The sequence below is a fragment of the Mesorhizobium sp. B1-1-6 genome (assembly GCF_006443035.1).
Taxonomy (GTDB): domain Bacteria; phylum Pseudomonadota; class Alphaproteobacteria; order Rhizobiales; family Rhizobiaceae; genus Mesorhizobium.
Window position 1 is genome coordinate 150,778 of sequence record NZ_VFWR01000008.1, and the last position, 25,046, is coordinate 175,823.

Consider the following 25,046-nt stretch of genomic DNA (forward strand, 5'->3'; position numbering starts at 1 on the left):
GTTTGCAGCACGAACCTGCACGTTGATCGGCCCTACTCCGGCGACGGCACCGGCGGCTTCGAGGTCAGCGCGGTCCCGGCGGCCGCGACGATGACGGCGGCGATGCCGGCCAGTTGCGGCGCGGTCAGGCTCTCATGCAGGAACAGGAAGCCGGCCAGCGCGCCCAATCCTGGCTCCAGGCAGGTCAGCGTGCCGTAGATGCGGGCCGGCATCCGGGTCAGCGCCACCATCTCCAGAAAGAACGGCAGCGCGCTCGAGAACAGGCCGACGAGCAAGGCACTGACCAGGATCGACGGCGCGAGCAGGCCCGCTCCCGCCTGCGCCACGCCGAAAGGAAGCACCAGCACGGCGGCGATCGCCATGCCATAGGCGGTGGTGCGGGTGCCGAGTTCGGCGCCCGCCTTCTGCGCCAGCACGATGTAGAGGGCCCAGAAACCGCCGGCCGCCAGCGCCAGCATCACCCCGGTCGGATCGAGCGGCTGGAGCGAACGGATGAAGGGTGACAACAGCACGATGCCGGCGACCGCCAATGCGATCCAGGCAAAGTCGCCCGCCCGCCGCGAGGTCAGCGTCGCCACCAGCAGCGGTCCTGAAAATTCCAGCGCCACCGCGACGCCGAGCGGAATCGTGGCGAGCGCGGCGTAGAACAGGAGGTTGAGCGCGCACAGCGTTACCCCATAAGCGACCAGCCACGGCATGGTGGCGCGCGAAGGCCGCATCTGCCAGGGCCGCAGCACGGCGATCAGCATCAGCGCGCCGACGACCAGCCTCAGCGTCGTCGTGCCCTGCGCGCCGATCACCGGAAACAGGCTCTTGGCGAAAGTAGCGCCGATCTGGATCGACACCATGGCCCCCAACAGCGCCATCACGGGCAAAGGCGCCGCTTCACGACCGACAACCGGCGTCGATGTCACTTGATCCCGTCCTCCGTGCGCCATCAGGCAAACGCTGCGTCATGGGAGATAGGGCGAACCGGCCCGTCCGTCGTGAGGCAGGACCGGCATCTCGATGGGGCAAGAAAGGGCCGGACGAGCCGGCCGCCCTCAGACGCGGCCGTTGCGCGCGTTCGGCAGTCTCATGATCGACGTCAGGACCAGCAGCGCGGCACCGCCCAGAAATGCCATCGCCGCCAGCGACAAGGCAATGCCGACATGGACGATGGCGAAGGCCAGCGCAAAGGGTGCAACGGCGGAAACGAGCAGCCGGGCCGATGTGACGCGCCCCTGCAGCCGGCCATAGTCCACACTGCCGAACAATGTCAGCGGCAGGGCGCCGATGACGATGCTGAAAAGCCCGTTGCCCATGCCGAAGACGACGGCGAAAACCATCGCGCCTGCGACGGAAGGCGCCGTGCAGTTCAGCACGACGACCCCGCTCGTCATCAGGCCGGCCGAGATGATGGCCAGCGTCAATGGCGGCAGGTTGATACCGAAGATCATGTTGATGAAGCGGCTCAACACTTGTGACGGCCCGAACAGCGTTCCGACGACGGCAGCGGTCGCCCCGAGGCCAAGTCCGGAAAGCAGCGGCACCATATGCACCAGGACAGCGGCGCCAAGCAGGTTCTGCAGCGAGAAGGCGATGACCATCAACGCGAAGCCGAGCGGCCGCGCCGAGGCCGGAAGCGATCCCTGGACATGCCGTGGCGGCTCGGTCGCCGAGCGCCTGCTCTTGGCCAGCCCGTGCGAGAGCCAGGCGTGCAGCGGCAGGCAGACGAGCAGGTTCAGCCCCGCGAAGACGAGATAGACGGTTCGCCATGACATCTGCGCGTGCAGGGCCGAGGTGATCGGCCAGAACACGGTCGATGCGAAGCCGGCGATGAGGGTGAGATAGGTGATGCTGCGTTGCGCTGCACGCGGCCTTATCTGCACAAGGAGCGCGAAAGCGGCGCCGTACTGGACCAGGTTCGATGCCACTTCCAGCACGATCAGCGCCGCCACGAAGGCCCCGGCCGCCGGCGCGTAGGCACAGGCGGCGAGCGCAGCCGCGGCAAGGATCGAGCCGACGGTCATGATCTTGCCGGCGCCGAAGCGGTCGATCCAGTTTCCGAGCCAGGGCGCCGTCAGCCCGCCAACCAGCAGAGCCGCCGAGAGCGCGCCGAAAATCCATTCGGTCGGCCAGCCCAGATCGCTGGCCATATCGGCGGCGAGAATGCTGAAACTGTAGTACAGCGTGCCGTAGCCGATGATCTGGGTGACGCCGAGGGCGGCAATGGCGGCCAGCGGCGAGCGCTCCGGGACTTCGAGATCGGAAAGGCTTCGATCACTTGATGCCACGGTCATGGTTCACTACCTCGCCATCTTCCTTGGTGAAGCGGACCACCGGATGGTCGAGCAGATCGAGCACGAGCTCGGACGGACGGCACAGCCGCGTCCCCTTGGGCGTCTCGACGATCGGCCGGTTGATCAGGATCGGATGCCTCAGCATGGCGTCGATCAGCTGTTCATCGGTCCATTTGGCGTCACCCAGGCCGAGTTCGGCATAGGGCGTACCCTTTTCGCGCAGCAGAGCGCGCGCCGGAATTCCCATGGCGGCGACAAGCTGGCGCAAGCGGTCCCGGCTGGGCGGATGTTTCAGATACTCGATGATGTCAGGCTTCTCGCCGCTCGCCTGGATCATGGCAAGCGTGTTGCGCGAGGTGCCGCAGTCGGGATTGTGGTAGATCGTAGCGGTCATGGCTTGGCCTCGACGGCAAGAGGTTGGATTTCGGATTGCTGATGCGGCGCGGTCGGGACGATCGCCCGGGCTGTCGGCGCGACGATCACTGAACCGGTCCCTTCACATCGGCGGCGCAGCAGTCTGGAGCCAACGCCGAAGCGCGGATCTCCAGCCGGCCGGAGCAGCAATCCTCCATCAGGAAACGGATGAGGCCGCTCAACGTGTCATATTCGGCGCTGTAGACCATGGAGCGCGAAGCGCGCCGCACGCTGATCAGCCCTGCCCGCTCGAGCTCCTTCAGGTGGAAGCTCACATTCGAGGCCGAGACCTCGACTTTTTCGGCGATGGCGCCCGCGGCAATCCCGTCCGGACCGGCAATCACCAGATGCCGCAGGATGCGCAGGCGAGTTTCTTGCGAAAGGGCCGCAAAGGCGGAAAGGGCTTGACGTTCATCCATATTTCAACAATCCTAAAAACGTTGAAACAAGGATTACCGCACATGCTCGTTTCTGACAATCGGGAATTTGAACCCGCTGACGTCGTTGATCCCGACGACATCACCATCGCTGGCCTGCTGGAGTTTCTGGCGGGCTACAAGGACCGGCCGCTGGTGTTCTTCTATGACGGCCGGCCGGTGCGACCTGGCTACCACGTCACCGAAGTGAAGGCCGGCCAGTTCGCTGCGCTGGACTGCGGTGCAAACCCGGAATCCTGGGCCGAGATCTTCGTGCAGCTCTGGGACGTCGAGGAGGACCGCACGCATATGCCGGCCGGGAAATTCTCGGCGATCATCCGCAAGGTGACGGAGCATGTCGGGCTCGACCATTCCGCCAAGCTCACTTTCGAAGTCAGCGACGGCGTGCGCCCGATGCAGCTCTACCGCGCCGCGCTCCCCCGGCTCGCGGGTGATGCGGTGCATGTCGAGCTTTCGCCGCGGCCGGCAAGCTGCAAGCCGCGCGACCGCTGGCTGGAGGAGGAAAGGAAAGCCAAGGCCTGCTGCGGACCTTCGGCCGGACCCCAACCTTGCTGCGGCTAACGCTTCGCAGCCGAGCAGATGGCTTGGCGCCGTCTTGACGGCCAAGACAGCCTTCCGCTCGCTCAGTTCAGCGATATGCGCCGCGGCGGCGGCGTGCGATCGCGTTGAGGCAGCGGGCGCGGAACGCTGCCCCGCAGCGGGACCTGCGGCCATGCCGGCGAAATGAGCTACGGCGTGGCGCGGAGGTTCCTGCGGATGCGCCGCCTGCCCGTTCCACGGGCTTTCTCCGCCACAACGGCGGCGATGTCGACCACGTCGGCCTCGCGCGATCTGCCGTTGGTGGCCTTGTGAAGCCGCTCGTAAGGCAGCAATTCCTTGATCCGCGCGTTGAGCGACGCGATTTCAGCTTTGAGGTCCTCGCATTCCTGCCTCTGGACATCCAGCTGTATCTGTTCCGATGCTTGTTGCAGCGCAAGCTGCGAAAGATTGGCGTTCGCTTTCGAAAGGCTCGTCTTGTCGTTTTCGTTCTCGTCGGTGAGCGAGGACAACCTTTGATCGGCGATTTTCTTTTCGGCCAGCGTGTCGTTCAAGTCGGTCTTGAGCCTGGCGATCTCGGCTGTGGCCTCGCTGTTCTCGTGCGAGGCCCGCTCCAGCCGTGATTGCAGGTCCTGGATCTCGGAACGCAATCCGCGCATTTCCGTCTGGCTGCGGGCGAGTTCAGCTTGCCTGTCGCCTTCCATCATGCTGGCCGCTTCGGTCATTTCCGACAGCTTCGCCTGCGCGGTCTCGAGTGACTTCTGGAGCCGCATCTCCTCCTTCTCGCTCTTGCCGAGCGCGGTCAGCAGTTCGGCAAGCCGCGCTGCTTCGCTGGCATGGATCGTCGAGAGCTCGTCGAGCCTGTGGCGCGTCTGGGTTTCCCGCTTCAGCGCCTTGTCGAGCTCGATCGACAGGCTGACATGTTTTTCCCGTAGCATCTTGCTCTCGCGCAGGCGCCTGTTGGCCTCGACCGCCCTGGCCGTCAGCCGCTTGGCGATGTCGCCGAACTCCGCGTCGCGTTTTGCGCTCGCATTGGCCGTCTCGGCAAGTTCCAGCCTGGCCGCTGCGAGCGCTGCGCGAAGCGCCTCCCTGTCCTGGACCAGGCTTGTCTCGCGCTGTTGCAGCAATTCGCAGGCGCTTTCACGCTCGCGCAGCTTTCTTGCCGTGTCGTGCAGCTTTTCCGACAGCGTTCTTTGTTCCGCGATCAGGTCGCCATTTGCGAGCTCCAGCTCGTTGGCGCGAAGAATGTCGGTGTGGAGGATGTTGAGGAACTCGCGCGTCAAATGGTGTGAGGTAGCGATCTCCGACAATTTGCCGTTGATCTCGTCCATATAGTTCCTGGCGTCGTGGAACATCCCTTCGAAGGCACTCAATGCCGCCATCCGGGTCTGGGTATGGGGCGTCAGTCGTGGCGCGGTTTCGGTGGCGTCGGCGTTGCCCGCGCCGTCCGGATTATCCGCACCATCCGCATCTGCCGCATTGGCCTCGGGTGCCGAGGCCTCGGCTCCTGGCGCGGAATCTGGGATATAGCCGCTGTCTGGCGGCGCGTCGTATTCGGTATCGAGGCTGGCATCCAGAGCGTCCGCCAGATCGGCCTGCAGCTCCTGGAGTGCATCATCTACGTCTTCGGCGCGCTTGATCAGACCCTTGAAATTCATAACGAATGCCCTTTACGCATACCCCATTCAGTATTTAATAATTGGCTAATATGTATGCTTACATCCACTGATTGCGCAGGGGAAGCCCCCCATTAGGGGGAGCGTAAAGTTGGACATTTGGGGTTGGGATGCGGCGGGCGACCAGTGCCGCGGCCGTCTTTTTGCAGGATTGACGCACCCGATTTCTGGGTGGAATCTGAATGCGGAAAATCCTGGCTCCTACCTTCCCCTCGTGGAAGGTAGGACTGAGGCGCTGGCGCTGAAGGATGCTCTTCCTGTAGCGCCGCGCCAACTCCGCCCGCTGCTTGCAGCGACCCTCCCCACAAGGGGAGGGTAAAAGTCAGCCCGCCATGGCCAGCGGCACGGCGCTTTTGTTGGGGATCTGGATGTCGATTTCCAGCGTCGACATGGTCTCGCCGCGGTCCATCGAGATTTGCAGATAGTCCTGGTCGATCTGCACGTGCTTGGCGATGACGGCCATGATCTCCTCGCGCAGCACGGAGACGAGATCGGGCTGGCCACGGCTGCGGCGTTCGTAGGCGAGCAGCACCTGCAGTCGCTCACGCGCCACGGGCGCGCTGGAGCGCCGCTTGAAGAGGTCGAGAATGTTCATGCCGCCCTCCTTCCGAGCAGCCTGTCGAGGAAGCCCTTGCGCTCGAAGGGAACCACGACCGGCAGGTCTTCGCCTTCCAGCCGCCGCGCCGCTTCGATATAGGCCTTGGCGGCGGCGTTCAGCGGATCGCTCAGCGTCACCGGCGAACCGAGATTGGAGGCCCTGAGCACATCCTGGCTCTCCGGTATGATGCCGAGCAGCGGCACCGACAGGATTTCCAGCACGTCGTCGATGGACAGCATCTCGCCGCGAGCCGCGCGGCCGGCATCGTAACGCGTCACCAGCACGTGCTTGGCGATCTGCTCGCCCTGTTCGGCGCGCATGGTGCGGGCGTCGAGCAGGCCGATGATGCGGTCGGAATCGCGCACCGACGACACTTCCGGATTGGTGACGATGACCGCCTCGTCGGCGAAGCGCATGGCGAGCTGCGCGCCGCGTTCGATGCCGGCCGGGCTGTCGCAGAACACATAGTCGAACACCGAGCGCAGCTTCTCGATCACCTCGCCGACGCCTTCTTCGGTCAGCGCGTCCTTGTCGCGCGTCTGCGAGGCCGGCAGCAGGAACAGCGTGTCGACGCGCTTGTCGCGGATCAGCGCCTGCGACAGCTTGGCCGTGCCCTGGATGACATTGACGAGGTCGAACACCACGCGCCGTTCGGCGCCCATGATCAGGTCGAGATTGCGCAGGCCGACGTCGAAATCGACCAGCGCCACTTTCTTGCCGGTCCTGGCGACCGCGGCCCCCAATGCGGCCGTCGAGGTCGTCTTGCCGACACCTCCCTTGCCTGAGGTGACCACCACTACCTTGCCCATAAAAAAAGCCTCCGTCGCCTGATGTTGTCGTTTGTTATCGCTCCGTGCGTCGCACGGCTATTGTTGGAACCTGCCATCATCCCACGCGAAACCGGTCCCAACCTTGCGGACCTGAGCGTCCTGTTCGCGGTCGCGCAAGACAAGAACTGGTTCGGCGTTTTCATCCCGGCGCCCTAGTTCAGCGGCACGACGCGTAGCACGCCGTCTTCGAGGAAGGCCTGCACCGGCTTGCCGCGCGAGGCGCCTTCCATGTCCTCCGCCGTGGTGTACCAGCCGTCGATGGCGAGCAGCTCGGCCTCGTTCCTGCGGCAGAAGATGCGCGCCGAAATATTGCCTTCCGAGCCCGCAATGGCGCGGCCGCGCAGCGTGCCATAGACATGGATCGAGCCCGCCGCGATGATCTCGGAACCGGAAGCGACCGATCCAAGCACGATGACATCGCCATGCGGATGAAAGATCGACTGACCCGAGCGCAGGGGCGACTTGACCATCAGCGTTCCGGCCGGCACCGGCTCCGCCGCGCCGGCTTGCTGTTCTGTCTTGGCCGCCTTGGCCGCCTTGACCCTTCCAGCCTCGGCCCTGCCCTCGTCGGGCTTGCCCGTTTCCTTGCCGCGTTCCGAAGACACCGCTTCCGTCTTGCCGGCCTCTTCCGCCAGGCCTGCCTTGCCGTTGCGGCCGGGCTGCGCCAGCAGGCCATCTGAAGTGGCCTCCTTGGCGCCGGCCAGCAGCGGTGGCAGCTCGGGCCCGAGCGAGGCCCCTTCGAGTTCGATGGCATAGACCCGGATGCCACGCGTGCCGAGCGAAGCGACCAGCGCCGCGATCTCGTCGGCCGCAGGCTTCAGCGCATTGAGATCGAGCACCACCGGCCGCCCTGAGAAATAGCCCGGCGAATTGCCGATCCAATGATCCAGCCCCTCCAACCAAGCACCGATCGGCGCCTCCGGCGTCAGCGTGAAAGCGACGAACGAACGGGCGCGAAAGCGAATGGATTTGGTCTCCAGGGGAGCGGCAAAGGTCACGGCTGGCGAATCCTTACTCAATGGTTAAAGGGTGCCGGCCGAATGGTTAACAAATGGTTAATAAAGACGGCTGGCACCTTGGAGGCCGCCAGAAATTGGAGGGTCGGCTAACCGCCAGTTGCGGATGCCGGCTGACAACACGCGGAATGTGTTGATAGCGCCGCGTCAGCAAGCGGATTACCGCCGTTCAATCGACAAGCTAGATCTCAAAATGCGCCATGACGGCAACAGCGGGGGAGCCACCGCCAGCGACGACCGATCCCCTCCGAAAGGCGCGCGCAGGTTGACAATCCTTGGGTTGATGCAACATCCTGCCGATCTTTGACCGGGAGGTAATATGACTGTTTCGATCAACCGTCGCGTCTTTTCCGTCGGCGCGGGCACTTTGGCGCTGGCCGCGGCAGGGTTTTCGCCGGCGCGCGCGCAGCAGGCTTTTTTCCGTATCGGCACCGGCGGCACGTCCGGCACCTACTATCCGGTGGGCGGGCTGATCGCCAACGCGATCTCGGCGACGGGGCCGGCCGGCGTCGAGGGCCTGGTTGCCAGCGCCACGTCCTCCAACGGTTCGGTGGCCAACATCAGCGCCATCCAGTCGGGCGCTTCCGAATCGGGCTTCACGCAATCCGATGTCGCCTACTGGGCGCATTCGGGCACCGGCCTCTACGAGGGCAAGCCCAAGGTAGAGGATCTGCGCCTCATTGCGACGCTCTATCCTGAAACCATCCATCTGGTCGCGCGCGCCGACGCCGGCATCAAGACGGTGGCGGATCTGAAGGGCAAGCGCGTCTCCCTCGACGAGCCGGGTTCCGGGACCATCGTTGATGCGCGCCTGGTGCTCGGCGCCTACGGTCTAACGGAGAAGGACGTAAAGCCCGAATATCTCAAGCCCGGCCCGGCCGGCGAGCGCCTGCAAGACGGCGCCATGGACGCCTATTTCTTCGTTGGCGGCTATCCGACCGGTGCCATCGTCGAGCTTGCCAGCACCAACAACATCACGCTGGTGCCGATCACCGGCCCCGAGGCCGACAAGCTCCTGTCCGAACAGAAGTTCTTCTCGACCGACATCGTGCCCGCGGGCACCTACAAGAATGTCGGCGAGACCAAGACCATTTCGGTCGCCGCGCAATGGGTGACCAGCGCCAAGCAGACCGATGACCTCATCTACAAGATCGTCAAGTCGCTCTACAGCGACGAGACCCAGAAGGCGCTGCAGGCTGGTCATGCCAAGGGCAAGCTGATCACGCTCCAGAACGCGGTCACCAGCGCCGGCATTCCGTTCCATCCGGGCGCGGAGAAATTCTACAAGGAAGTCGGCGCCCTGAAATAAGAGGCCATCAACAGACTGGCGACAACGAGGCGGAAGGCGTGCTTTCCGCCTCGTTTGTCTGGGGATTCAGGATACGGAACCGACTATGAGCGACGACAAGATCAGGCTTTCCGGCATGGAGTTCGACGAGGAAAAGGCTCGCGAACTGGAGGAGAAATTCGATTCCGAGATCCGGTTCCGGCCGCTGACCCGGGCCGCCGGCTGGCTGGTCGGCTTCCTTCTGGTGGCGTTGTCGCTGTTTCACTATTACACGGCTGGATTCGGCTTGCTGCAGGAGATGCTGCACCGGGGCATCCACCTGTCGATGGTGCTGTCGCTGATCTTCCTCGTCTTCCCTCTGGTGAAGAAGGGCTACGACCAGCCCGCCCAATCCAGCCTTCTGCGGCCGCTCGGCATACCGGTTTTCGACTGGCTGCTGGCGCTTGCCGCGGTGGTAGCGGTCCTGCACGTGCCGATGATCCCGCTCGACGATCTTGCCTTCCGCGTCGGCAACCCCACGACGACCGACGTGGTGCTCGGGCTGACCCTCATTTTGCTCCTGCTGGAAGCGACGCGCCGGTCCGTCGGCATCCCGCTGCCCATCATCGCCATCCTCTTCATGGCTTATGCGCTGTTCGGCCCCTATATGCCGAGCATCCTGGTGCATCCCGGCGCGTCCGTCTCCCAGCTCGTCGACCACCTCTACCTCACGACGCAAGGCATTTATGGCATCGCGCTCGGTGTCGTCGCCACCTACGTTTTCCACTTCGTCCTGTTTGGCGTCTTCGCTACCCGCATCGGTCTCGGCCAGCTCTTTCTCGACTGCGCGGCATGGGTCGCCGGCCGCTACGCCGGCGGTCCGGCCAAGGTATCGATCTTCGGCTCGGCCCTGTTTGGCATGATCTCTGGCTCGTCGGTCGCCAACACCGTCACCGTCGGCTCGCTTACCATCCCGGCGATGATCCGGCTCGGCTACAAGAAGCATTTCGCCGCCGCGGTGGAGGCGGCTTCCTCCACCGGCGGGCAGGTGACGCCGCCGATCATGGGAGCCGCCGCCTTCCTGATGATCGAGTTCCTCGAACTGCCCTACACGACCATCATCCTGGCAGCGATAGTGCCGGCCTTCATGCACTTCTTCGGCGTGTTCATGCAGGTGCATTTCGAGGCCAAGCGCACCGGCTTGCGCGGCCTGCGGCCGGACGAGATGCCCGACGTGGTCGAGGCATTGAAACGGGACTGGCCGACCATCATCCCACTCGTCGTCCTGATCGGCGTGCTTCTTGCGGGTTATACGCCCTACATGGCTGCCTTCTGGGGCATTACCCTGTGCATCCTGGTCGGCCTGTTTAACCCGCGCCGGCGCATGTCTGTCGCCGACATCGTGGTGTGCCTGCGCGACGGCGCCAAGTATGCGCTCGCCGTCGGCGCTGCCGCCGCCACGGTCGGCATCGTCGTCGGCGTTGTCACCCTGACCGGCGTCGGCTTCAAGCTGTCCTACATCGTCACTTCGACGGCAGGCCATCTGTCGCTGCTGTTCGGCACCTTTATCCCCGAAGCGATCTTCTCAACGCACGGGCTGACCCTTTTGTTCACGCTGATCATGACCGGCGTGGTCTGCATCCTGATGGGTTGCGGCATCCCGACGACAGCGAACTACATCATCATGGTGACGATTGCCGCGCCGGCACTGGTGATGCTCGGCACCGAGCCGATCGTCGCCCACTTCTTCGTTTTCTATTATGGCCTGCTGGCCGACATCACGCCGCCGGTTGCGCTGGCTGCCTACGCTGCCGCCGGCATGGCGGGAGCTGATCCATTCAAGACCGGCAACACTGCCTTTCGGCTCGGGCTCGGCAAGGCGCTGGTGCCTTTTGTCTTTGTCTTCTCGCCGTCGCTTCTGCTGGTGACGAAAGATTTCACCTGGCCGAACTTCTTCCTGGCTTTCTTTGGCTGCGTGCTCGGCATCACCTGCCTGGGGGCCGCCCTCTCGCGCTACCTGCTCGTGCGCACCCGGCCATGGGAAAACGTGTTGCTGGTCTTGGCCGCCCTGCTTCTGGTGGCGCCCGAACTCTATTCGTCCCTACTCGGCCTGGTTCTGACCATTCCCGTCATCTGGCGCCATTGGAGCGCGCGCAACGTCGAAGAGGCGCGACCGGCTTGATCAGAGCCGCCCCAACGATCCCTCCCCGAGAACTCAAAGGGGCAGGAAACGTTTTGGGGACTTCAGGAAGTCAGCGTGCTCTCAACCTGAATCTGACGCGAACCGCCAGGATCGGTTCCGCGGGGGAAAAGTTCCCCGAGAGCTGACAGACAGCCTTCGACATCAGAAAGCGACAGCCGGAGTTTCAAGTCATTGAGGGTCAGTGACGAAAGGCATGATGTCCACGCCGTCTCCCGGGAAGACGGTGAAATGCGGATGGCTTTCGAACAGGCGGGCGGCGGCATCGATTGTATCGGCCTCGACGACAATGTAGCCGCAGAAAGGGTTCACGGCGTCTGCGACCCCATCCTTGGTAACGCGCGTCGTCCTCCCGACCATGCCGCCGCGATCGGGGAAAGATGCGGCATTTCTCTCCTCCCAGTCCGTCCACTGCTGTAGGCCGACGCTATCAATCGCATCTTGCTCGGGCTTGGGCAGGCTGCGAAAGCGGGCAAGGTCTTCAGGCTTCATGGTGTAGACGGCAAGAAAGCGGGGCATGTGACGGTCTTCGCGCTGACAGAACCGATGCCAGCCTAGACTCTCGGTTGGCCGAAGTCACTAAGCACTACCACCCTCAGGCACGGCGAATTGCCCTTGTCCGGGCACTTTCGGATCATCTCACTCTCCTTTCGAAAAGGGCCACGGTCGGGCCCTTCAGTCGCGGTGCTCCGGCACTCCTTTCAGCTGGTCCTTGGTCCATTGGGTCACGGCGTGGCGCCGTCCTCGTCGCGCATGAAGTCGAGCTCGGTGACGGCCACCGGGCTCGGCGAAGGGCGAGGAACGCCAGCCGTTCAAGTTTTCTCCGCGTCCGCGCAGGTCACTAAACACCGCTCTTGGCGCTGCGATGGAGTCGTCATCGCATCGTCTCTGGCCAGCTTCAGGCCGGCGCCTGGTCGGATGTGGGTGACCCCATGCCAAAGACATGGGGGCACATCGCTCTCAGACACTTTGATACGACTGCCCGCCAGTCAGTGAATGTTGATACGTCGCGTCACCTGACCGTTGCTTTCCCAATAGGTATGCTTCTTGGCAATGATGGGATCGTCCATTGCGGGTTGGACCTGCCCTCCCGTACCAACCGCGCGCGAGGTGACGGCGTGCTCTCCGGCGGAAGGCTTGGGCCAGTCGACGGACCATAGTTTCCAGGCAAAGTCCGCCTTGTCGGTTTCGTCGATGGCCGCCGGCATCCATGGCCCGTCATCGATCTTCACCTCGACCCGGTCGACCGGTGCGCCCCAGGCGGCCCCGACGATCCGGTAGTCATCGCCGATATGAGTGACCCGGGCCGGTGCCGATTTCAGCCTCGCCCGCCCGACCGAAGTTTCCACCCATACTGTCTCGCCGTTGTGGTCTTCCTCGCGCAGCGTGACATAATCGCGTCCCATGAACCGGTTCTCGAAGCGCTGATCGTTCACGTCTATGCGCCTGATCCATTTGACGTTCGCGATCCCGTACCATCCCGGCGCAATCAGCCGCAGCGGGAAGCCGTTGTCAGAAGGCAAGGGGGACCCATTCATCTCGTAGCAAAGGATGTTTTTGGGATCCATGGCGTCGGCAAGTGACATGCTGCGCGCAAAATTCTGCGTGAACTTGACGTCGTCGGCCCGCTTGATTTCCCCTTTATCGGTGCCCCAGAAGACGACCTCGATACCAGTGTCGAGGACTCCGGCCTCCTTGAGGATCGGCGCGAGCGGCGTGCCCGCCCAGCGCGCATTGCCAATGCCGCCATTGAAAACGGCAGACCGGTATTGCCCGAACATTCGACCGTGAAGGTGACTTCCTGGCGCGGTCGAGCCTTGATGTCGGCGAGCGTCAGGGTTGTCGGCTTTTTAACGGAGCCGCCGATTTCGAGTTTCCAGGTGCTTTCGTCGATCACCGGCCGGTCGAAATGCGCGATTGAAAAGAACTTGTCGTTGGGCGTCACCCAGGAATCGAGATCCTCCCACACCAGCTGATTTTTGATTACTTCCGGAACCGGGTTCGGCGGCAGCTGATCCAACCATTTGATGACTTCCTCGCCCGCCCGGCTTGGAAAGGCAGAGGCAATCCGCGATTGAAGGGACGCCAACGCTGCGAGGGCTGCCCCGCCTTGAACGATGAATTCACGTCTGGGAAGGTAATGCATGACGACTTCTCCTCCAGTGAAAAGCTCAGTTCTCCTTCAGTGATAGATGCAATAGCGACCGGGATCGCTCAAAGCAGAGGCCGGCCGCGGCGGGCAATTATGAGAGCGTGTGAAACAACCCGAGTTAGAAGCGCGCCGTAGTTAAAGCGACGTCTCCGCTCTCAACCGCCAGCTTGTCAGGTCCGAGCCGGCGATCTTCAACTATATGCCCTATCTGTCCTCGTGGCGAGGGCAAGGGCCGCATCTTCGCGTCACGATTGGCATCTGCCTCGTGTTCCAAAATCCAATGCAGCCTACAATTGGTGGGTCGGATTTTGTGAGCGGCAGGGACAACGCCGAGAATAAAGGACCAACGAGTCGATTTCCTCAATGGCGCTTGAAATACTGCACCTCGCGCTCATGCTTCTCCGCCGCCTCGCGGCTATCAAAAGTCCCCAGGTTCCGTCGCTTGCCCGTCTTCTCATCCTTCTTGCGCGAATAGAGCCGGTATTTTCCGTCCTTGAGTTTGCGGATCATTTGGCCTCTTCCTGACCGGGATTTCGCCGCCGCTTGCCCTTCAGCCCGAGTGCTGCCTGTTCGATCGCGGCGCGGTCATTGCCCAGCCTGTCGATCAGGTCCTGTGCCTGCTTGCCTGATATGCCGGTGCGCATGGCCAATTCCTCGACCGTAAGCACGTCGGTGCTGGCGATCTCGCGCGGCGGCGCGTTGCCTGCCGCCATCGACAGCTCCCTGTCGATCTCTGCCTCGGCCCGGTGCCAGTGCTGCTCGGGGTCGCCGCCGCCTTCGCGCTCCCAGATCCGATAGGCGCGCTCCTGGATTTTCCCATGCCGTTGGTCGTCGCCCATTTCTCAAATCCTCCATTGGGTAGCATCTGAACGCCGCCCGCCTCCGAACGATCCAAAGAATTTGCGTGATCGCCGGGCCGGGTCGTTGGAGATTGGGATGACGCAAGGCGCGCCGGGCAGAGCCGGTCATGGCGCGAAATGATCCAGGCGGCGGGTCCCCCCGCCGCCTGGATGCCGGCCATGGCGGCCGGCTTTGTTGTCAGCGTCCCCAGATGCCCTGACCATAGCCCTGTGCAGGCATGTCGGAGTTCGAGTTTGCCCCCATTGCGCTGTCAGTGATGCTGTTTGTGACGCTCGGGACAACCGCCTTGGCGCCGCCCGACATCATGGCATGGGCGGTTGGATAGCTGCTTGCGGCAGGGATGAAGTCGGAGCCAAAGTGGTCGCTGCCGGCAAAAGCCATGCCGGAGGCGAACAACAACGAGGCAACGGTCAATACGATCTTCTTCATTTCGGTTTCCATCTTTTGAAGTTGACATTTAGCCCCGACGCGCCGCCCGCCCGCGTTCATGGGACCGTGTTTGTTGTTTCAGGCGAAACCGGCCAACCGCGATCCCACTGGATCTTGCAGCGACAGGTCGTTCAGCGCACGACCGTCTCGGTCCGTTGTTGCGCTGTTGGCGGCTTGATAGGGGCGTGGTGTTTGTGCGGGCGTGGTAGGCGGCGTGGTAAAAACCCTTGCCGGAGTGGAATTTTGCGTGGAATGCAGCCGGAAAGCGCAGCGCCCGCTATTGGCATTGCCGCCTCGGCCCGCCGGAATAGGGCTGGTAGCTGTTGTCTTCCGGGCGGTAGGAGCGGTAGCGGCTGAAGCAGGAGGCGACATGGTCATCATCGCCAGCGGCGGCATAGGCGCCCGGCCCAGTGCCGTTGTCCTCGACGTAGCTGGCCTCGGCGGCGGGTGGCGCGGCACGGTCGGCGTCGAGATAGGGCGAGATGCAGGGGCGCTGCTGCCCGCTATAGGACATGTAGCTGTTGTCCTGCGGCCGGTAGGAGCGGTAGCGGCTCGCGCACCAGGCGACATGCGGCTGCGGCAGTTCGGCCGTGGCGGGCGCGATGGCGCCGGTGGCGGTGGGGTCGGTATCCCCGGCCTGGCGCTTGGGCTCGATATTGGCGGGCGCGGGCTGCTCGGCCGGCAGGCGATCGAGATTCTGCGCCGTTCTGTCCACCGGCTGCGCCGTTTTGGTCCAAAGCTCCGCCATACTGACGGTGGCCGGTGCCTGGCGCGGTGGGTTCGCGGTGATTAGCCAGACGGCGAAGGCTAGACCGCTACCGAACACCGCAAGGGTCAAAACGAAACCGCAGACCAGTCCCAACAATGCTTTCACGCCGCGCTCCTTGAGCCCCTGCTAAAGCAATGCGGGGGGTCAAGGCTGGTTCCAGCAAAGCGCGGGAAATAGGCGCGGCGCTCCGCTGGGCGAATGCGAAGGCGGCGCCGTTCAAACCAGCTGCTTCACGTCCACTGGCAATTGGTTCTCCGCTGTGGGCAACGCGGCCGGCATGTCCTCGCCGCGCTGGCGCTGCCGCAGATGGAGCGCCAACAGCCGGTCCAGCGAGACCCTGCCGGCGCCCGCAACGGCCAGCACGAACATGCCGCCCGATATCGCCAGGTCCTTTTCGAAATGCAGCAGTTCGTTCTGGCTGCCGAAATTGGTGTGGAACAGCATGGCCGTTGCCAAACAGAACAGGCCGAGCGCGATGGCGCCAAGCCGCGTCAGCAGGCCTGACGCGAGGGAGAGCCCTGCGCCCAGTTGCAACGCGACGGTGGCGACAAACAGCGGCAGGTTGACACCAAGCGCTGCCATGGCCCTGGCGGCGGCATTGAAATGGGCGGCCAGCGTGGCGCCCTCATGCAAAAAGATGAGAGACAGAAGCAGGCGGCCGGCAAGCAGGCCCACGTCCCCGAGGTGGTATTTAGCGGCAAGACCCTGCAGCTTCGCGGAGCGTTCGGTCAATGTCATGGTCAGCCTCCGATCTTTTTGGCACGGGCAGGCGCCAAGCCCCTGATGTTGAAAAGGCCGGAGCCGGCGCGAGGGAGAGGATGCCGGCTCCGGCAAAGCGCGCCAGCCACGAGCGCCCAGCCGTGGTGGACGAAGGGGCGAGCTCGGGGCCAACGCCCCCTTCCGTCTCGGCTTCGCCGTGGAGGGGGAGGAAAGGTCTTACTTCGTCACCCTGGTGTCGATGGCCTGCCGCAGGTCGGAAAGCTCGTCGCACCCGGCCGGGCACAGCTTCTCCAGGGAGGCCAGCTGCTCCTTGGCCTTGTCCATATCGCCGGTCTCGACATAGAGCTCGCCCAGATATTCGCGGGCGGCCTTGTGGTCGGGCTTCAGCTCCAGCGCCTTGGTGTAGTAGGTGAGCGCGGTCTTGAAGTCGCCGGTCTTGCGCAGCGTGAAGCCGAGCAGGTTGTAGACGTCCGCCTGCTGCGTGTCCTGCGCCAGATCGCGCAGCTCAGCCAATGCGCCGGAATAGTCCTTGGCATCGATCTTGGCCTTGATGGCGGTGAGATCCGGCGCGTCGGCGCCTTCTATGTCGTCGACCGCATAGGCCGGCATGATTGTCGCGACCGGAAGCACCGTGAGCACGGCAATGGCGCCGAGCAGGCCGAACAGCGCATGTCTGCCCGACAGGGCGTTTCTGCTCAAGAGGGATCGTTTCATTGTCTTTCTCGCTTGCGTTGGAAGCTCGTGCTCAGATCTGGACCGGGGTAAATCCGTATGCCTTGCCGTCCTTGACGAAGGTGCCGGTGCCCGGGAACGGGAAGTGCGACCCGGAAATGCGGATATTGTCCGATATCACCCGGTCGATGATCTTGTGGCGCGTGGCGATTGCCGTCGGTCCGTCCTGGTCGTAAGCGCCCTGCCACTCCGGATGCGGCGCCAGCAGCGCCGGCACATACATAGTGTCGGCCGAGATCATGATCTGCTCCTTGCCGGAGTTGGCCAGGTAGACAGAATGGCCTGGTGTGTGGCCGGGCGCGGCGATGATCTGGATGCCGGGCGTGACCTCGGCGCCGTCCTCGACCAGCTTCCAGTTCTTCCATTTCGGAAAGTTCTCGGCGATGCGCTTGCCCGCCGGCTTGCGGCCCTCGGGCAGCTTGGCCAGCCGGCTTGGGTCGGTCCACCACTTGTATTCGGTGGCGTTGACGATGAGCTCGGCATTGGGGAACACCGGCGCGTTGGTGCCCTTTTCCATCAGGCCCCAGACATGATCGGGGTGGAAATGCGAGATCATGACGGTGTCGATCGCGTTGTAGTCGATGCCGGCCGCGGCCATGTTGGCCGGCAGATGCGTGGCATTGGCCTGCCACTGGCCGACGCCCGAGCCGGCATCCATCATGATCAGCTTGCCGCCCATCTTGAGCACGACGACAGTGAGCGGGATGGGCATGAAGTCGGTGGTCAGCCCCGCTTTGGCGAGTGCTGCCTTGGTGTCCTCGACCGAGACATCCTTGATGAAGGCCGGGTCGTGCGGCTTGCGCCAGATGCCGTCATAGATGGCGGTGATCTCGATATCGCCGACCTTGTATCCGTAGAAGCCGACGGTAGGCTCGACCGGAGCTTGCGCGAAGGCCGGACGGATGAATTCAAGCTTGCCGGCAAGGCCGAAGGCGGCAGCAGCGGCGGCGGTGCCAAGCACTGTGCGGCGTGTCATGGTGAACATGGTGATCTCCTGTTCGAGGTGGTGGCTAAAGTCGCGAATGGCCAAAGTCCTGGAAGGAGTGACGAAGAGAGGCCGGTACCCGTCGGGAGCCGGCCCGGCCCATGAATTCAGCGACCCCAGAGGCTGTCGTTGTTGTGCCTGCTGATGATGTCCTGCACCGACCCCTGGCTCGGCCCCGTCTTTATCTTGGTGTCGGCGCCATTGGGGCGTGCGGTGTAGGCGATCGAGCCGGTGGCATTGGTGTCGACCGGAGCGACCGGCTGGTTGGCGTTGTTGGCGCCATGATCGCTGCCGGCGAAGGCAGCGCTCGAGGCAAGCATCATGGCAGCCACGCTGAGAGCGAGCTTGGTCATTTTGGCTAGGTCCTTGTTTCGTTTCCTCGGCGCGGGCCTTCAGATTGGCCCCGCTACAGTGAAGACCCTGCAGCCCCGCGCTTTATTCCCGGGCGCGATGAGATTCTTTTGAGGGAGAATAATCAGGGGCTCGGCGGCGACAGGACTGAAGTCCTCGCCCACGAATATTAGCGAGAGGAACCAGGCAGGGAATGCCGCCGCGTTCCGGCACGCCGACCGCGTGCACGCACGAAAGGCGCCGGCGCAGCGCGCCGACGCCTCTGATGATACGCCGAGTCCGTTCTGGTTACGGACAGGTCTTCTTGCCGCAGACCGCGATGCAGATCGCCGGGTTCGAACAGGTGTAGGTTTTTCTCGAGCTGGTCCCGGACGAAGACCCGCTGCTGGAAGCGGCGATCTGCCCGGACGCGCCTTTGGACAGGTCCAGCGCCTTCATGTCGGGATCGCGCGCGGCGATCTTGCCGCATGTTTCGCTGCCGCAGACCGCCCTGCAGATTGCCGGATTCATGCATTTGTAGGCCGCGAAGACCTCGGTCGGAAGAATTGCGCAGAAAACCGTAATGCCCAGTATCAAGCTTCTCGCCGCACGCATTTTTATCTCCAGGGCCAGCTTTCCGATGTCACGGAGGCCTGGCCGCTCGCCCCCGCTCCCGCGCATGCCGTTGCACCCGCGTCCGCCGGCGCGACCATGCCCGCACCGGGGATAAAGGCGTATCGCACTGGCGGCACAGGCAAGTGGCACTGACGGAACAGGTGACCGGGTTTGCCATGCGTGAGCGGCCGCATGCGTCTCACGGCGCGCGGCCGGCGCGCACCTCCGATGGGGTCATGCCATAGCGGGACCGGAACTGCCGGTAGAAGGTCGAGGGTTCGACCAGCCCCGCCTCGAAAGCGAGGTCGGCGATCGGCCTTGCTGAAAAAAGCGGGCTGGCGAGCTGCCGGTGGACCCGCTCCAGCCGTCTTTGCATGACATAGTCGGAAAACCCCTGCCCCTCTTCGGCGAAAAGGCGCCTGATGTAGCGCGGGCTGAGCCCCAGCCCCCGGCCCGCCGTCTCTGCCGAGAGGCGCGCTCGGTGCAGGTTCTCCTCGATATAACGCTTGATGGCATGCATGCGGGCGGTACGAACGCCGCGGCCGGCGACCACCTGGTCAACCTCGCGGTTGGCGCCGACCGCCGCGGCGAACAGATCGGCAATGTGCTGGGCGGCCAGCGGCGCCAGACCGGGGCCGATCGCCCCACCCGCCACCGCCTCGACATAGGCCAGCAGAAGCCGCGCTTCAGGCGTGCCGGGATTGATGGCATCCGGCCTGAGATCGCCGACATGGCGAAGGAGAGGAGTGAGCGTCGATCGGGCAAATCGCGCGCAGATCGTCCAATCGCCGTTCTGCGCCCTCGCTCGCCAGCTCCGGTCCATCGGCATGATGCAGGGCGCACCGGGCGAGGTCTCAACCGCCTCGTGCCGTGCCGTATCGAAACGCCACCCGCCCGCGATCCAGGACACCACCAGGTCGTCATTGGCGTCCTGCTGGAGCGCGGGCGTGCGTTCCCAAGCCATGGGCGCGACCTGCCCGTGGGCCACGCTCACCCCTGGCAGGATGGTGGTGGAGGCGCTTAGCCGCAACTCGCCGCGTTCAAGCGGCGCAAGGTCCAGCCGCATGCAGATGCGGCCATAGAACTCGCGCACGGCAGCTTCGCGCTCTCGGGCCGCGATCGCGTCCGTGGACAGAACTATGATGGTGTCCTGGTCGGCCACCTGCGTTCGATCCCCGCTCAGAACCTCACGGGGTGCCGCCGATGGCGGGCGCCGTTTGCTGCCTCTCCGCTCTAGACAGTGCCATGAACCCCTCCAGTGCCCTCGACGTGGTGTGAGCCTTCGGCCGCTTTTCGCGCGGGCTGCGGCAGAATTTCAAGACCTATGTGAGGGCTCCGCGCAAATGTGGCATGAGGCGCAGGGAATGTGGCCGCTGGTGCAACCGATCGGGGAAATCGCCTCGGAAAGCACGGGAAGGCTCTTCACATGCCTGCTGATCGGACACCGCTTGTCCATTGATTCATTTGCCTTTCGGCTGGCACGCCGCCTCTATCGCAGTTCGCGGATCCAGTGCCACATGGTGCGGTTCTCGCCATGGCCGAGGGACTGGCTGCGCCCATGGGCGGCATGTGCCCGCATCTCCCGCGGGGTCATGTCGAAAGAGCGGCGGAAGGCGCGCACGAAGCTCTTGCGGTGACCGAAACCATAGCGATCGGCGATCTCGGCAATGCTTTCGTGCCGGCGGCCGGGATCGGCGAGTTCGGCGCGGCAGCGGCGCAGCCTCTCCTCCTGGATATATCTGGAAAGACCGCCATGAGGTTCGAAGAGGTAATAGAGCTTGCGCATGGAAATGCCGAACATGGCGGCGATGGCCTCGGCGGTGAGGTGCCGGCTGCGGATATGCGCGTCGATGTGGCGACGGATCTCGCTGGTCAGCGCCAGGTGGACCGAGGCGGCGTTTTCCTCCGCCACGGCCGAATTCACGGCTGCGGCGGCGAGTTCCAGCGTCGGCCCGATCACCGCCTCGGCGTCCTGACGGCTCATTGCGGGCGCGGCCCCGTAGAGGCCCACAAGATGCCCACGCAACAGCGCCGCCAACGGCGCGTTGCCGGAAATGACGCGCATATTGTGCTCGTCCGGCGCCTTTAGGAATGGCGCCAGCAGGCGGCGCGGCATGGTCAGGTTGAGGCTGTCGAAATCGGACGTACCCGTCGACTGGGCCTGTGCCAGGTCGGCCACGATCAGGTCCCCCGACGAGGCCTTTTCATCCGATGCGCCATCGCGCCGTCCATGGCTTCCGCGCAGGCAGACCTGCACAGTGATGTGATCGAGGCCGTCGCGGCTGATCCGGGCGCGCGAGCGGTCGAAGCTTTGCGCGATGCACCCATACGAGGTGAGAACGATCTCGCCGAAGTGAAAGGCATCGGCGTGGAAATGAAACCGGTCATCGCCGGCGTTGCGCAGGCGAACGTCGTAGAGCAGGCCGATATTCTCCTGCCACAACGCAAGGGCTTGCCGAGGCGCCAGGCCTGCCGTGTCCAGCACGCAGTGCTGAACCCCGGTGTCGACGAATTGCCGTTGGGACACAACGCCTTGACTGCTGCCTGCCGCTGCCACCGCCCATGCTCCGCAACCGCGAACCGCTCACAATATGCATTTATGCCGGGGCGCGACAACGCCTGATCGCACGGACGCCGCCGGGAATGTGGACTCAGAGCTGGCTCACCACTTCTGTATATTCCCTCACCTTTCCATCCTGCCCACGAATGCGCCAGTTGCCGCCGTCGCGGTCTTCCACGTAACCCGGCCCGATCGGCACCTTGCCGCCACCGTCGGGCAGGTCGAGCACGTAGATGGGATTGCAGATGCCGGACAGGCGCGCGCGCAGCGCGGCCACCAGCGCCTGGCCTTCGGCGATCGTGGTGCGGCGGTGCGCCATGCCGCGCGCGAGGTCGCCATGGTGGAGGTAGTAGGGCTTTACCCCCAGGCGGTACATCAGCTCGCGGCAGAGTTCTTCCTGCACCTCGACAGTGTCGTTGACGCCCTTGAGCAGGACGCTCTGGTTGAGCAGCACGAAACCCGCCTGCCGCAAGCCGCGGCAGGCCGCCTCGGTCGCATCGGTGATCTCGCGCGGATGGTTGAAATGGGTGACGACCGTGATCATCAGCCGGCCTTGCAAGGCAGTGATCAGCCCTGGCGTGATGCGCGAAGGCAGCGCGACCGGCACGCGGGTGTGGATGCGCATCAGCCGCACATGCGCGATCGCCTCGATGCGGGCGCGGATTTCGCTGAGCGCCTTGTCGGGCAGCGAGAGCGGGTCGCCGCCAGTCAGGATCACCTCGCGGATCTCGGGGTGGGAAGCGATATAGGCGAGCGCCGGCTCCAGGGCTTCGCGCGTATAGCCACGTCCGATCGAGGTCAGGGACTCCTTGCGGAAGCAGAAGCGGCAATAGACCGCGCATTGATAGGTGGGAAACAGCAGCACCCGGTCGGCATGGCGATGCGTCAGCCTGGGCACCGGACTGAAGGCGTGGTCGCCGATCGGGTCGTCGAGCTCGCCTTCGCCGGTCACCAGCTCGTCGGGAGACGGGATGACCTGCGCCCGGATAGGATCGGCGGGGTCTTCCCAGTCGATCAGGTCGAGATAGGATTTGGGGATGCGCACCTTGTGACCGGAGGCTGCTTCCTGGGCCGCCGCGCGTTCGCCTGGCGACAGCGGCTGCACGGCCAGATCGCGCACATGGCGCACGCCGGCGCGGATGTCGTCCTGCCAGGCGGCGTCGGCATCGGAAACGGGCTCAGCTGCGGCCGTCGTCGCATCGTGGAGCTGTGTGGTCATGGGGTTCTCGAGGTTTTTAGCGGACCTATCGGCCGGATGGCCTGCCGGGTCAACCGCCTTGCGCCGGCCTTCCCCGTGTAGCACGGTCTGTGCTCTCGAAAATGCCGCGGAGAAGACCCGGGATGAGACTTGTGGTGTTGGTGGTGCTAGCCACGGTGGCAACTGGATGTGTGAGCTCTCCGGTGGATTATGGGGCCTCGCTTTCGACGCAAGACCCGAAATGGATATCGCCGGAATGCCAACAGGCCCGGGTCGAGGCCTCGAACTATGATGCGCGTGAAAAAGAGCATCCCGGTTGGGGGACCGGTGTCTTCCTTGGCCCTTACGGATTGGGTCTCGCGGCAGCCATCAAGGAGCACGAGCAAAAGGAGCGCAAGATATTCGCCCGCAGGATACATTTGCAGTGCTCGAGTTTGCCGCTGCCGAACGAACTCGCGGGCGAGCCGAGCCCCCCGGCCACGACAAAATATCCATAGATGATATGCTTTGATGCTTCTGAAGGCAGGCCAGCGTTTGATGGGATCGCAGAAGCGGAAGCAGGCCTGAACTTGGGAACGCCGGCGATGACGACCATTTACGAATTCGCGGTTGTCGAGGGCCAGGAATGGGTGCTTCCGGTCGACGAGGCCTACTACGAGGTCTTCTCCTCCCTTGACGGAACACCCCTCGAGAACTGGGATCCACCGGTCATGCGCCGCGTGTCGGAGGGCGACCCCCTCTATTCGGACTTCCCTTGGCTTGGCGAGCATGCGCCGCTTTTGCGCAAGCCTGCCGTCGACGCGCTGAAGGCATATCTGCTGCCCTATGGCCAGCTGATCCCGTTGCGCGGGGAAGAGGTCTGGCTTTTCAACGTGACCACCGTGATCGATGCGCTGGACGAGGAGCGGTCTGGAATCGTCTATTTTGATGACGGCGCCATTCTCGCGATCGAGCGATACGAATTCGATGCGGACAAGATCGGCACCGCCGAAATTTTCAAGCTGCCGATGCGCGCGTCCCCGGTGTTCGTCAACGACGCATTAGTCAATCGCGTGCGCGACGCCGGACTGCGGACGGTATCGTTCAAACCCAGGTGGCGTCGCATCGAAGCGTGACGTTTGACGACCCTGCGATGCCAACTAGATCAGGTTCTGTCCGCCATCGATGCGGATCGTCTCGCCGGTCGTGAATTCGCTTTCCATGAGGTAGAGATAGGCAGGGGCGACGTCGGCGGGCGTAGCGACCTTTCTCGCGGGCAGGCGGGCGGCTATGCCGGCGAAAAAACCGGATTTGGCCTCACCGACGAGTTCGTCCCACATCGGCGTGTCGACCCATCCCGGCGACACGATATTGACGCGCGTCGGGGCCAGCTCCAGCGCCAGCGCCCGGGCGAAATAGCTGAATGAACCGGCGATCGCGGAAACAACCGAGCCTCCGGGAACCGGCGGGCGGTCCTTGTTGATGCCTGATGTAAAGGTCATCGACCCTCCGGCTTTCAGCGTGCGCACGCCATGTTTGGCGAGCATCACGGCGCCGATCAGCTTGTTGTCGACGAAGCGCCGCACGTAGTCCATGTCGGTCTGGCCGATCGGGTCGTTGGGCGGCGGCGTGCCGGCCGTCGAGACGAGGTGGTCGAAGGCACCGGTTTCGTCGAACATCCGGGCAATGTCCGCTTCCTTCGTCATATCAGCCGAAAGGCTTCGCACGCGACCGCCTGGGCCGAGCGCCCGTTCCGCGGCCTTGAGCTTTTCGCCCGAGCGGCCGACGATCACCAGCTCCGCGCCGCGCTCCAGCGCGGCTGCCGCTACGCCGAGCCCTATGCCGGAACTGCCTCCGACGACAATAATTCTCTTGCCTTTGAGCGATGCCATGGGAACCTCCGTCTTCAGGATGGACTGCTGGATTACGCCTTGCCGGCGTGGGCCGCCTCAATGTCGGCGACAATGATCTTGCTCATCTTGTACGTCGCCTGCCGCGCCCGCCCCGCCTTGTCGCGGTCCGGGTCGTTCATCAGGCGCAGCGCCGCTTCGGGGATCACCTGCCAGTAGACGCCGAATTTGTCCCTCAGCCAGCCGCAAGGCTTTTCAGCGCCGCCGCCCGCCGTCAGCGCGTTCCAGTAATAATCTGTCTCGGCCTGGTCCTTGGTCTCGATGTAGAGCGAGATCCGCTCATTGAACGGCGGCATCGAGCCGGCATTGAGCGCGGTGAAGCGCTGGCCCTCGAGCTCGAAGTCGAAGATCGCGTGCGGCACCGTTTTATTCGTGCCGCCGACGAAATCGGTGAATTCGATCGCCTCAAGCGCCCGGCCATTCTTGAACACAGACAGATAGAAGTCGCGCGCCTCTTCGGCGTTGAGATTGAACCAGAGGAAGGGGTGAACGGTAGCCATGCTGCTCTCGTGACGTTTGATCACAAATCCTGCGAGCATTCTGTCCAGC

The 25,046-nt window shown here is 63.9% G+C and carries 29 protein-coding genes and 2 pseudogenes; 5 read left to right on the forward strand and 26 right to left on the reverse strand.

The features are described 5' to 3' along the window. Positions 1 to 32: 32 nt before the first annotated feature. The 4 genes from FJ979_RS17625 to FJ979_RS17640 form a co-directional block, all read right to left on the reverse strand. Complete coding sequence (locus FJ979_RS17625) at positions 33 to 914, reverse strand: DMT family transporter (RefSeq protein WP_140582458.1); 882 nt, start codon at positions 912 to 914, stop codon at positions 33 to 35. Between the two features lie 129 nt (positions 915 to 1,043). Then, positions 1,044 to 2,282 carry an arsenite efflux MFS transporter ArsK gene (arsK, locus tag FJ979_RS17630; protein WP_140582461.1) on the reverse strand — a complete coding sequence of 413 codons (1,239 nt, stop codon included), beginning with the start codon at positions 2,280 to 2,282 and terminating at the stop codon, positions 1,044 to 1,046. Beyond that, a complete protein-coding gene (arsC, locus tag FJ979_RS17635) occupies positions 2,263 to 2,676 on the reverse strand; it encodes an arsenate reductase (glutaredoxin) (RefSeq protein ID WP_140500131.1) in 414 nt (137 codons plus the stop codon). The genes arsK and arsC overlap by 20 nt, the downstream gene beginning before the upstream one ends. A gap of 85 nt (positions 2,677 to 2,761) precedes the next feature. Then, positions 2,762 to 3,115 carry a metalloregulator ArsR/SmtB family transcription factor gene (locus tag FJ979_RS17640; protein ID WP_140500133.1) on the reverse strand — a complete coding sequence of 118 codons (354 nt, stop codon included), beginning with the start codon at positions 3,113 to 3,115 and terminating at the stop codon, positions 2,762 to 2,764. A gap of 42 nt (positions 3,116 to 3,157) precedes the next feature. Between FJ979_RS17640 and FJ979_RS17645 the strand changes: the two genes are divergently transcribed. Next, positions 3,158 to 3,694 carry a DUF6428 family protein gene (locus tag FJ979_RS17645; protein ID WP_140582464.1) on the forward strand — a complete coding sequence of 179 codons (537 nt, stop codon included), beginning with the start codon at positions 3,158 to 3,160 and terminating at the stop codon, positions 3,692 to 3,694. Positions 3,695 to 3,861: 167 nt separating this feature from the next. Here FJ979_RS17645 and FJ979_RS17650 read toward each other — a convergent pair whose 3' ends face one another. From FJ979_RS17650 to minC, 4 genes are all read right to left on the reverse strand, one after another. Then, the gene (locus FJ979_RS17650; protein ID WP_140582467.1) at positions 3,862 to 5,328 is read right to left on the reverse strand and encodes a hypothetical protein; all 1,467 of its coding nucleotides are present in this window, start codon (positions 5,326 to 5,328) and stop codon (positions 3,862 to 3,864) included. A gap of 340 nt (positions 5,329 to 5,668) precedes the next feature. Continuing rightward, entirely contained in the window at positions 5,669 to 5,941 is a 273-nt protein-coding gene (minE, locus tag FJ979_RS17655) for a cell division topological specificity factor MinE (RefSeq protein ID WP_140500137.1), read from the reverse strand. Next, on the reverse strand, positions 5,938 to 6,753 hold the full coding sequence (gene minD / locus FJ979_RS17660; RefSeq protein ID WP_140500139.1) for a septum site-determining protein MinD: 816 nt from the start codon (positions 6,751 to 6,753) through the stop codon (positions 5,938 to 5,940). Before minD ends, minE begins: the two co-directional genes overlap by 4 nt. A 173-nt stretch (positions 6,754 to 6,926) precedes the next feature. Continuing rightward, on the reverse strand, positions 6,927 to 7,772 hold the full coding sequence (minC, locus tag FJ979_RS17665; protein WP_140582469.1) for a septum site-determining protein MinC: 846 nt from the start codon (positions 7,770 to 7,772) through the stop codon (positions 6,927 to 6,929). A gap of 337 nt (positions 7,773 to 8,109) precedes the next feature. On the opposite strand from minC, the gene FJ979_RS17670 reads away from it, so the two are divergent. Together FJ979_RS17670 and FJ979_RS17675 are read left to right on the forward strand one after the other, a co-directional pair. Next, positions 8,110 to 9,099 carry a TAXI family TRAP transporter solute-binding subunit gene (locus tag FJ979_RS17670; protein WP_140500143.1) on the forward strand — a complete coding sequence of 330 codons (990 nt, stop codon included), beginning with the start codon at positions 8,110 to 8,112 and terminating at the stop codon, positions 9,097 to 9,099. A gap of 85 nt (positions 9,100 to 9,184) precedes the next feature. Then, positions 9,185 to 11,239: a TRAP transporter permease gene (locus FJ979_RS17675; RefSeq protein ID WP_140582472.1), complete on the forward strand. Its 2,055-nt coding sequence runs from the start codon at positions 9,185 to 9,187 to the stop codon at positions 11,237 to 11,239. A gap of 189 nt (positions 11,240 to 11,428) precedes the next feature. Here FJ979_RS17675 and FJ979_RS17680 read toward each other — a convergent pair whose 3' ends face one another. From FJ979_RS17680 to FJ979_RS17750, 16 genes and pseudogenes are all read right to left on the reverse strand, one after another. Beyond that, entirely contained in the window at positions 11,429 to 11,776 is a 348-nt protein-coding gene (locus FJ979_RS17680) for a hypothetical protein (RefSeq protein WP_140500147.1), read from the reverse strand. 156 nt (positions 11,777 to 11,932) lie between these two features. Further along, positions 11,933 to 12,036 (reverse strand): annotated as a pseudogene (locus tag FJ979_RS33110) (PRC-barrel domain containing protein); the annotation flags it as partial. 210 nt (positions 12,037 to 12,246) lie between these two features. Continuing rightward, complete coding sequence (locus tag FJ979_RS33355) at positions 12,247 to 13,038, reverse strand: molybdopterin-dependent oxidoreductase (RefSeq protein ID WP_281406003.1); 792 nt, start codon at positions 13,036 to 13,038, stop codon at positions 12,247 to 12,249. Positions 13,039 to 13,076: 38 nt separating this feature from the next. Next, positions 13,077 to 13,403: pseudogene (locus FJ979_RS33360) on the reverse strand (sulfite oxidase); the annotation flags it as partial. 366 nt (positions 13,404 to 13,769) lie between these two features. Further along, positions 13,770 to 13,919 carry a hypothetical protein gene (locus tag FJ979_RS17695; protein WP_127204769.1) on the reverse strand — a complete coding sequence of 50 codons (150 nt, stop codon included), beginning with the start codon at positions 13,917 to 13,919 and terminating at the stop codon, positions 13,770 to 13,772. After that, positions 13,916 to 14,248 carry a DUF2934 domain-containing protein gene (locus tag FJ979_RS17700; RefSeq protein ID WP_140498999.1) on the reverse strand — a complete coding sequence of 111 codons (333 nt, stop codon included), beginning with the start codon at positions 14,246 to 14,248 and terminating at the stop codon, positions 13,916 to 13,918. Before FJ979_RS17700 ends, FJ979_RS17695 begins: the two co-directional genes overlap by 4 nt. Positions 14,249 to 14,447: 199 nt before the next feature. Further along, positions 14,448 to 14,699: a hypothetical protein gene (locus FJ979_RS17705; RefSeq protein WP_140516109.1), complete on the reverse strand. Its 252-nt coding sequence runs from the start codon at positions 14,697 to 14,699 to the stop codon at positions 14,448 to 14,450. A gap of 277 nt (positions 14,700 to 14,976) precedes the next feature. Next, positions 14,977 to 15,573: a BA14K family protein gene (locus tag FJ979_RS17710; RefSeq protein WP_140582474.1), complete on the reverse strand. Its 597-nt coding sequence runs from the start codon at positions 15,571 to 15,573 to the stop codon at positions 14,977 to 14,979. A gap of 111 nt (positions 15,574 to 15,684) precedes the next feature. After that, positions 15,685 to 16,206 (reverse strand): DoxX family protein, encoded by a 522-nt coding sequence (locus FJ979_RS17715; protein ID WP_140582477.1) that lies wholly within the window; start codon positions 16,204 to 16,206, stop codon positions 15,685 to 15,687. 198 nt (positions 16,207 to 16,404) lie between these two features. Further along, a complete protein-coding gene (locus tag FJ979_RS17720) occupies positions 16,405 to 16,902 on the reverse strand; it encodes a tetratricopeptide repeat protein (RefSeq protein WP_140582480.1) in 498 nt (165 codons plus the stop codon). A gap of 31 nt (positions 16,903 to 16,933) precedes the next feature. Beyond that, complete coding sequence (locus FJ979_RS17725; RefSeq protein WP_140499010.1) at positions 16,934 to 17,905, reverse strand: MBL fold metallo-hydrolase; 972 nt, start codon at positions 17,903 to 17,905, stop codon at positions 16,934 to 16,936. A gap of 107 nt (positions 17,906 to 18,012) precedes the next feature. Then, complete coding sequence (locus FJ979_RS17730; protein WP_140582483.1) at positions 18,013 to 18,258, reverse strand: DUF680 domain-containing protein; 246 nt, start codon at positions 18,256 to 18,258, stop codon at positions 18,013 to 18,015. A 286-nt stretch (positions 18,259 to 18,544) separates the two neighbouring features. Beyond that, a complete protein-coding gene (locus FJ979_RS17735; RefSeq protein WP_140499015.1) occupies positions 18,545 to 18,850 on the reverse strand; it encodes a hypothetical protein in 306 nt (101 codons plus the stop codon). 199 nt (positions 18,851 to 19,049) lie between these two features. Beyond that, entirely contained in the window at positions 19,050 to 20,012 is a 963-nt protein-coding gene (locus FJ979_RS17740) for an AraC family transcriptional regulator (RefSeq protein ID WP_140516119.1), read from the reverse strand. Positions 20,013 to 20,339: 327 nt separating this feature from the next. Beyond that, a complete protein-coding gene (locus FJ979_RS17745; RefSeq protein WP_140559819.1) occupies positions 20,340 to 21,407 on the reverse strand; it encodes a helix-turn-helix domain-containing protein in 1,068 nt (355 codons plus the stop codon). 94 nt (positions 21,408 to 21,501) lie between these two features. Continuing rightward, a complete protein-coding gene (locus FJ979_RS17750; RefSeq protein WP_140582486.1) occupies positions 21,502 to 22,629 on the reverse strand; it encodes a KamA family radical SAM protein in 1,128 nt (375 codons plus the stop codon). A gap of 122 nt (positions 22,630 to 22,751) precedes the next feature. Between FJ979_RS17750 and FJ979_RS17755 the strand changes: the two genes are divergently transcribed. Together FJ979_RS17755 and FJ979_RS17760 are read left to right on the forward strand one after the other, a co-directional pair. Continuing rightward, a complete protein-coding gene (locus FJ979_RS17755; RefSeq protein ID WP_140556406.1) occupies positions 22,752 to 23,105 on the forward strand; it encodes a hypothetical protein in 354 nt (117 codons plus the stop codon). Positions 23,106 to 23,177: 72 nt separating this feature from the next. Then, on the forward strand, positions 23,178 to 23,723 hold the full coding sequence (locus FJ979_RS17760) for a DUF1629 domain-containing protein (RefSeq protein ID WP_246679327.1): 546 nt from the start codon (positions 23,178 to 23,180) through the stop codon (positions 23,721 to 23,723). Positions 23,724 to 23,747: 24 nt separating this feature from the next. On the opposite strand, the gene FJ979_RS17765 is transcribed toward FJ979_RS17760, so the two are convergent. Beyond that, on the reverse strand, positions 23,748 to 24,479 hold the full coding sequence (locus tag FJ979_RS17765; protein WP_140582489.1) for an SDR family oxidoreductase: 732 nt from the start codon (positions 24,477 to 24,479) through the stop codon (positions 23,748 to 23,750). A gap of 32 nt (positions 24,480 to 24,511) precedes the next feature. Continuing rightward, positions 24,512 to 24,997 (reverse strand): VOC family protein, encoded by a 486-nt coding sequence (locus tag FJ979_RS17770; protein WP_140582491.1) that lies wholly within the window; start codon positions 24,995 to 24,997, stop codon positions 24,512 to 24,514. Positions 24,998 to 25,046 lie beyond the last annotated feature (49 nt).

What these genes read in the sequence shown, in the direction of transcription:
- FJ979_RS17670 (WP_140500143.1), top strand. Translation starts at nt 8,110, where the DNA reads ATGACTGTTTCGATCAACCGTCGCGTCTTTTCCGTCGGCGCGGGCACT.
- FJ979_RS17750 (WP_140582486.1), bottom strand. Translation starts at nt 22,629, where the DNA reads ATGACCACACAGCTCCACGATGCGACGACGGCCGCAGCTGAGCCCGTT.
- FJ979_RS17765 (WP_140582489.1), bottom strand. Translation starts at nt 24,479, where the DNA reads ATGGCATCGCTCAAAGGCAAGAGAATTATTGTCGTCGGAGGCAGTTCC.
- FJ979_RS17680 (WP_140500147.1), bottom strand. Translation starts at nt 11,776, where the DNA reads ATGCCCCGCTTTCTTGCCGTCTACACCATGAAGCCTGAAGACCTTGCC.
- FJ979_RS17755 (WP_140556406.1), top strand. Translation starts at nt 22,752, where the DNA reads ATGAGACTTGTGGTGTTGGTGGTGCTAGCCACGGTGGCAACTGGATGT.
- arsC (WP_140500131.1), bottom strand. Translation starts at nt 2,676, where the DNA reads ATGACCGCTACGATCTACCACAATCCCGACTGCGGCACCTCGCGCAAC.
- FJ979_RS17730 (WP_140582483.1), bottom strand. Translation starts at nt 18,258, where the DNA reads ATGACCAAGCTCGCTCTCAGCGTGGCTGCCATGATGCTTGCCTCGAGC.
- FJ979_RS33355 (WP_281406003.1), bottom strand. Translation starts at nt 13,038, where the DNA reads ATGTTCGGGCAATACCGGTCTGCCGTTTTCAATGGCGGCATTGGCAAT.
- FJ979_RS17715 (WP_140582477.1), bottom strand. Translation starts at nt 16,206, where the DNA reads ATGACATTGACCGAACGCTCCGCGAAGCTGCAGGGTCTTGCCGCTAAA.
- FJ979_RS17720 (WP_140582480.1), bottom strand. Translation starts at nt 16,902, where the DNA reads ATGAAACGATCCCTCTTGAGCAGAAACGCCCTGTCGGGCAGACATGCG.
- FJ979_RS17695 (WP_127204769.1), bottom strand. Translation starts at nt 13,919, where the DNA reads ATGATCCGCAAACTCAAGGACGGAAAATACCGGCTCTATTCGCGCAAG.
- FJ979_RS17645 (WP_140582464.1), top strand. Translation starts at nt 3,158, where the DNA reads ATGCTCGTTTCTGACAATCGGGAATTTGAACCCGCTGACGTCGTTGAT.
- FJ979_RS17725 (WP_140499010.1), bottom strand. Translation starts at nt 17,905, where the DNA reads ATGTTCACCATGACACGCCGCACAGTGCTTGGCACCGCCGCCGCTGCT.
- minD (WP_140500139.1), bottom strand. Translation starts at nt 6,753, where the DNA reads ATGGGCAAGGTAGTGGTGGTCACCTCAGGCAAGGGAGGTGTCGGCAAG.
- FJ979_RS17700 (WP_140498999.1), bottom strand. Translation starts at nt 14,248, where the DNA reads ATGGGCGACGACCAACGGCATGGGAAAATCCAGGAGCGCGCCTATCGG.
- minE (WP_140500137.1), bottom strand. Translation starts at nt 5,941, where the DNA reads ATGAACATTCTCGACCTCTTCAAGCGGCGCTCCAGCGCGCCCGTGGCG.
- FJ979_RS17705 (WP_140516109.1), bottom strand. Translation starts at nt 14,699, where the DNA reads ATGAAGAAGATCGTATTGACCGTTGCCTCGTTGTTGTTCGCCTCCGGC.
- FJ979_RS17675 (WP_140582472.1), top strand. Translation starts at nt 9,185, where the DNA reads ATGAGCGACGACAAGATCAGGCTTTCCGGCATGGAGTTCGACGAGGAA.
- FJ979_RS17735 (WP_140499015.1), bottom strand. Translation starts at nt 18,850, where the DNA reads ATGCGTGCGGCGAGAAGCTTGATACTGGGCATTACGGTTTTCTGCGCA.
- FJ979_RS17640 (WP_140500133.1), bottom strand. Translation starts at nt 3,115, where the DNA reads ATGGATGAACGTCAAGCCCTTTCCGCCTTTGCGGCCCTTTCGCAAGAA.
- FJ979_RS17770 (WP_140582491.1), bottom strand. Translation starts at nt 24,997, where the DNA reads ATGGCTACCGTTCACCCCTTCCTCTGGTTCAATCTCAACGCCGAAGAG.
- FJ979_RS17650 (WP_140582467.1), bottom strand. Translation starts at nt 5,328, where the DNA reads ATGAATTTCAAGGGTCTGATCAAGCGCGCCGAAGACGTAGATGATGCA.
- arsK (WP_140582461.1), bottom strand. Translation starts at nt 2,282, where the DNA reads ATGACCGTGGCATCAAGTGATCGAAGCCTTTCCGATCTCGAAGTCCCG.